The 3,557-nt window shown below is 53.6% G+C and carries 7 protein-coding genes; all 7 read right to left on the bottom strand.

Features of this window, described 5'->3' with window-relative positions; genetic code table 11:
• Positions 1 to 247: type IV conjugative transfer system lipoprotein TraV (traV, locus tag RTW80_RS23195; protein WP_312720393.1), on the bottom strand; the 247-nt coding region annotated here is incomplete at its 3' end.
• Positions 244 to 495, bottom strand: a complete 252-nt coding sequence (trbG, locus tag RTW80_RS23190) for a conjugal transfer protein TrbG (RefSeq protein WP_001038342.1) — start codon at positions 493 to 495, stop codon at positions 244 to 246. The genes trbG and traV, both read right to left, overlap by 4 nt.
• A gap of 11 nt (positions 496 to 506) precedes the next feature.
• Entirely contained in the window at positions 507 to 704 is a 198-nt protein-coding gene (locus RTW80_RS23185) for a conjugal transfer protein TrbD (protein WP_001324648.1), read from the bottom strand.
• Positions 691 to 1,281 (bottom strand): conjugal transfer pilus-stabilizing protein TraP, encoded by a 591-nt coding sequence (traP, locus tag RTW80_RS23180; protein ID WP_001376242.1) that lies wholly within the window; start codon positions 1,279 to 1,281, stop codon positions 691 to 693. Before traP ends, RTW80_RS23185 begins: the two co-directional genes overlap by 14 nt.
• On the bottom strand, positions 1,271 to 2,698 hold the full coding sequence (traB, locus tag RTW80_RS23175; protein ID WP_000146685.1) for an F-type conjugal transfer pilus assembly protein TraB: 1,428 nt from the start codon (positions 2,696 to 2,698) through the stop codon (positions 1,271 to 1,273). The genes traP and traB overlap by 11 nt, the downstream gene beginning before the upstream one ends.
• A complete protein-coding gene (gene traK, locus RTW80_RS23170) occupies positions 2,698 to 3,426 on the bottom strand; it encodes a type-F conjugative transfer system secretin TraK (RefSeq protein WP_312720391.1) in 729 nt (242 codons plus the stop codon). The genes traB and traK overlap by 1 nt, the downstream gene beginning before the upstream one ends.
• A partial coding sequence (locus RTW80_RS23165) for a TraE/TraK family type IV conjugative transfer system protein (protein ID WP_265746800.1) occupies positions 3,413 to 3,557 on the bottom strand: 145 nt, incomplete at its 5' end. The genes RTW80_RS23165 and traK, both read right to left, overlap by 14 nt.

Raw genomic sequence — 3,557 nt, 5'->3', positions numbered from 1 at the left:
GAGTGGTCGCGGTGACGGTCTGCACCGGCATTGTCCGGAAGTTCCCTTCAGCCAGGCGCGGCAGTGATGCCGCAACCGGCTTTGCTTCTGAGGACTGCTCCAGTTTTTTGGCCTTCTCATTGGCCTGCTCCATCGTCATACAGGTATCGGATGTGGTGGCGTTACACTCAAATTCCGTACTGGTTCCGGCACAGCCGGAAAGTAATAAGGTCCCCAGCAGAGGAATAAAGAAAGAAATCTGTTTCATTGTCCCTCACCTTTCTCATCGCAGTTCACAAAATCCTTCTTCAAATCCCTGACCGTACAGGTTTTTACAATGTCAGGATTTTCAAAAACCGTACTCCGTGATGATTTATAAACATATGCCACAATGCGTTTCCCACCCGCATCAGGTTCTGGTGCACTGACTTCACATAACGGAGGTGTTATTCCGGACTCATACAGCACCGGATAATTTATTTTTTTGACGCTGCCATCAGAAACCAGCTTATTCATCGAAGGGTTCCTTATATTTCTGAATTCTTCATCACACCGACAGCAGTCATATTAAAATTGTCCGGCAATGACTCAGAACCGAATTTCTCCGGTGCAGGAAGTACGATTCTTGTGGCGCAGTTACTGAGAACAGCATGCATAAAATCATCTGACACGGTTTTACCCGGCACAGAGAGGGCTGTAATAACATTAATATTACGCATGTTCATTTTTATCTCCGTTGTTTCTGTTTGTTCTGTCATCAGGAAGATAAACAGGGCATTTCCTGATTTTTCCCGGCAGGGAAGCGTCTTCCGTATAAACTTCCTTCAGATGTTCATCTGCGGTTACCACCCGGATACATTTCATTTTTCCGGGTCGCACCGGATATTTCCCGGTGATCGCTGCCAGCGAGACATACATCAGTGCCAGTGTTGCCCATAATGCGGTGACCAGTTGCATCAGTGACCGGTCAGTCTCCCTGACATAATCTGCAGCATCAGCCGCGCGGTAATGGCAGATATCCTGTATTTCTGATCTGCCTGAAGAATCAGAGGAAGAAAACCAGCATTCACTGACCGGGAACTGTCCGGCAGGTGCTGTTTGTCTTACGAAGTTAATCTCCTTAACCAGTAATTTCCCCGGCGTGGTGTTGTCCTTCCATAAAACAAACAGAGCCATCAGGGCCATTGTGGCCAGTGGCAGAATGACGGTGTACTTCAGACACCAGAACAGTCCTCGCAGAACCCGGGCGACAACATACCGGGCGGCATGGCCCGCCTGACGGGACGACGTATTATTTGCCATCATTGCCCCCTCCCTGACTGCCGGACATAAACTGCTGCGGATTCAGGTTGCCCAGCTGCTTCAGCATCTGGTCAGTATTAAAGCCGTTAAGATGACTTTCAGCTGATGGCGGAACAGGAACCGGACTTTCCGGATTGTCTTCTTCCGCTCTGCTCTGCGTGCGTTCCAGCGCCATCTCTTCCACGGTTTTCAGCTGGAAGCCGTCCTGGAACACCACGGTCACTTCGTTGCCCGCACCAATCGGTATCACCGGGTGATACTGTTCGGCACGTTTGATGTAGTAGTCACTGAGCGTCTGTGCGGCTTTCGATGCGCCGCCACCGATACCCATTTTAAGGACATCGCCGGCCCCGTAAGCAGCAGTGGCACCCAGCCCGACAGCCGGCTGGGAGGCGCGCTCCATTCCCTGACCGATACCGTCAACAAATCCCGCGCCCCATGCCCAGCCGAGGATTTTGCCGTTACGCATCACCACTTCGCCCTTGATACCGTTTTTACCCCGGAAGCTGACATGCCCCTTAATCGGCATATCAATAGTTTTGCCGTCCTTCAGGCAGCTGATATTGCGGGTACGTACAATGGCACGCTCACTGGACACATCCCCCCAGGCTTCCAGACCAACAAAACATCCCGTTGCGTCATACGTCTTGCTGTTCGGCATTTCCACCAGGCCGGTGATACGCAGCTGCATCGGCACCGTGGATTCATTACCGGTGACAGAGGCATTGGCATCCGCCCCTTCAATCAGCATGGCTTTCGCAAAACTTCCTGACGGAATGTACGGCAGTGATGGTCCCTGTTTTCCCTCATTACGGGTAAACACCTTACGCTGTATCCGGTTAGGCACCGGCACAGACTGGTACGTCACCTGTGGTGGTGGCGTGACACCATTCCCGGGATAAAACGCCGTCGGCGGTGGAACAGCAACGCTGCCCTGCGGCGGGAAGGATACGGGGGTGTTTCCTGGCTGTGGTTCGCCTTCCGGGCCGGGCGGTGAGGCAGGCATCTGCGGTACAGGCTCACCGGTCGCCGTGACGGGATTAGCACCCAGGGCTTTTACCTGCTCTGCCAGGGCGGCATTGTCCTGTCCCAACTTTTCAATACGACGCTGGTCATCACCGCGCTGTTTGTTCAGAACATCCAGCTCACGACGGATTTCCTCATACTGCTTCTGCATCTGCGCTGCCGTCACCTGCATCTCGGTGGTGGCATGCTGACGCACCTTGTCATCAAAGGTCGTATCCACCACACCGGTCATATCCGGCACAGGCTCCTGTTCAGCCACGGTTTCACCGTTACCGGACATGTCCACATCAGACAGATACAGTGCCCCACCAATCGCGGAGGCTGTACCGACAACCACAATCCCCAGCCACAGGTACTGCTTGCGTTTCACAATGGTATTGATACTGGCCATCAGTTGCCCTCCCCGTCACGGATGACATACACATCCATGCGCGCACCTGCCAGTAACTGGCTGGCAGGCTGGCTGAACATCACGGCACGGGTTCCCGGCTGCCAGAAGTCACTTTCCCGGATATTCAGGGCAGACAGCGTTTTATTTTCCACGGCAAAGCGGACCATCTTCAGGTGATTCCCCGTCCATACGGCATCTGCCACTGAAGACAGCCCCGCCGGGGCCTGCAGGGTTTCCTTTGTCACTGGGACCTGATACCAGCCTGCGGGTAATTTTCCGCCACGGACGGCCTGGCTGATGGTCACAAGCAGGGATTCGTAAGGCGTGGACGTTTCCCACGCACCGGCTTCTTCTCCGGTTCCGCGCAGGTCACTGACCAGCTGAATGGTACGCCCCGCGCCTTCACGGGGAACGGCCTGAATGGAAAGATTCAGACCACGTTCTGTTTCCAGAATGAACGTAAAGGGCTTTTTGTTGACGGTGGCAACCACCACACCGCCGGAGGCGGTCTGCTCATTATTGGTCCGGGCACCATCCAGACTGGTCACGGCGATAATCCGGTCACCGGGAACGGTAAACAGATTCGGGCTGGTATTGCTGATGGCAATACTGGCCTGACCACCGTTCACCATTGGCACCACGGTGGGGGCCAGCGTACCGTTTGCGGCCATCACGCTGCAGGAAAAAAACAGGCTGCCGAATATTATTGCCGTATTATTTTTTCTCATCGTCTGTTTCCCCGAAATTATCCAGCCAGGTCACCCCGTTTTCCCGCTTCAGAATAAGGATGTAATGTTTGATATCAGTGAAAGGTTTTGAATCACCAATCCAGGTTTTAAGCACACCTCGAATTTCCACA

Source organism: Escherichia sp. AM3 (assembly GCF_032029835.1).
Classification (GTDB): Bacteria; Pseudomonadota; Gammaproteobacteria; order Enterobacterales; family Enterobacteriaceae; genus Escherichia; species Escherichia coli.
This window is presented reverse-complemented; position numbering and strand designations above follow the sequence as displayed.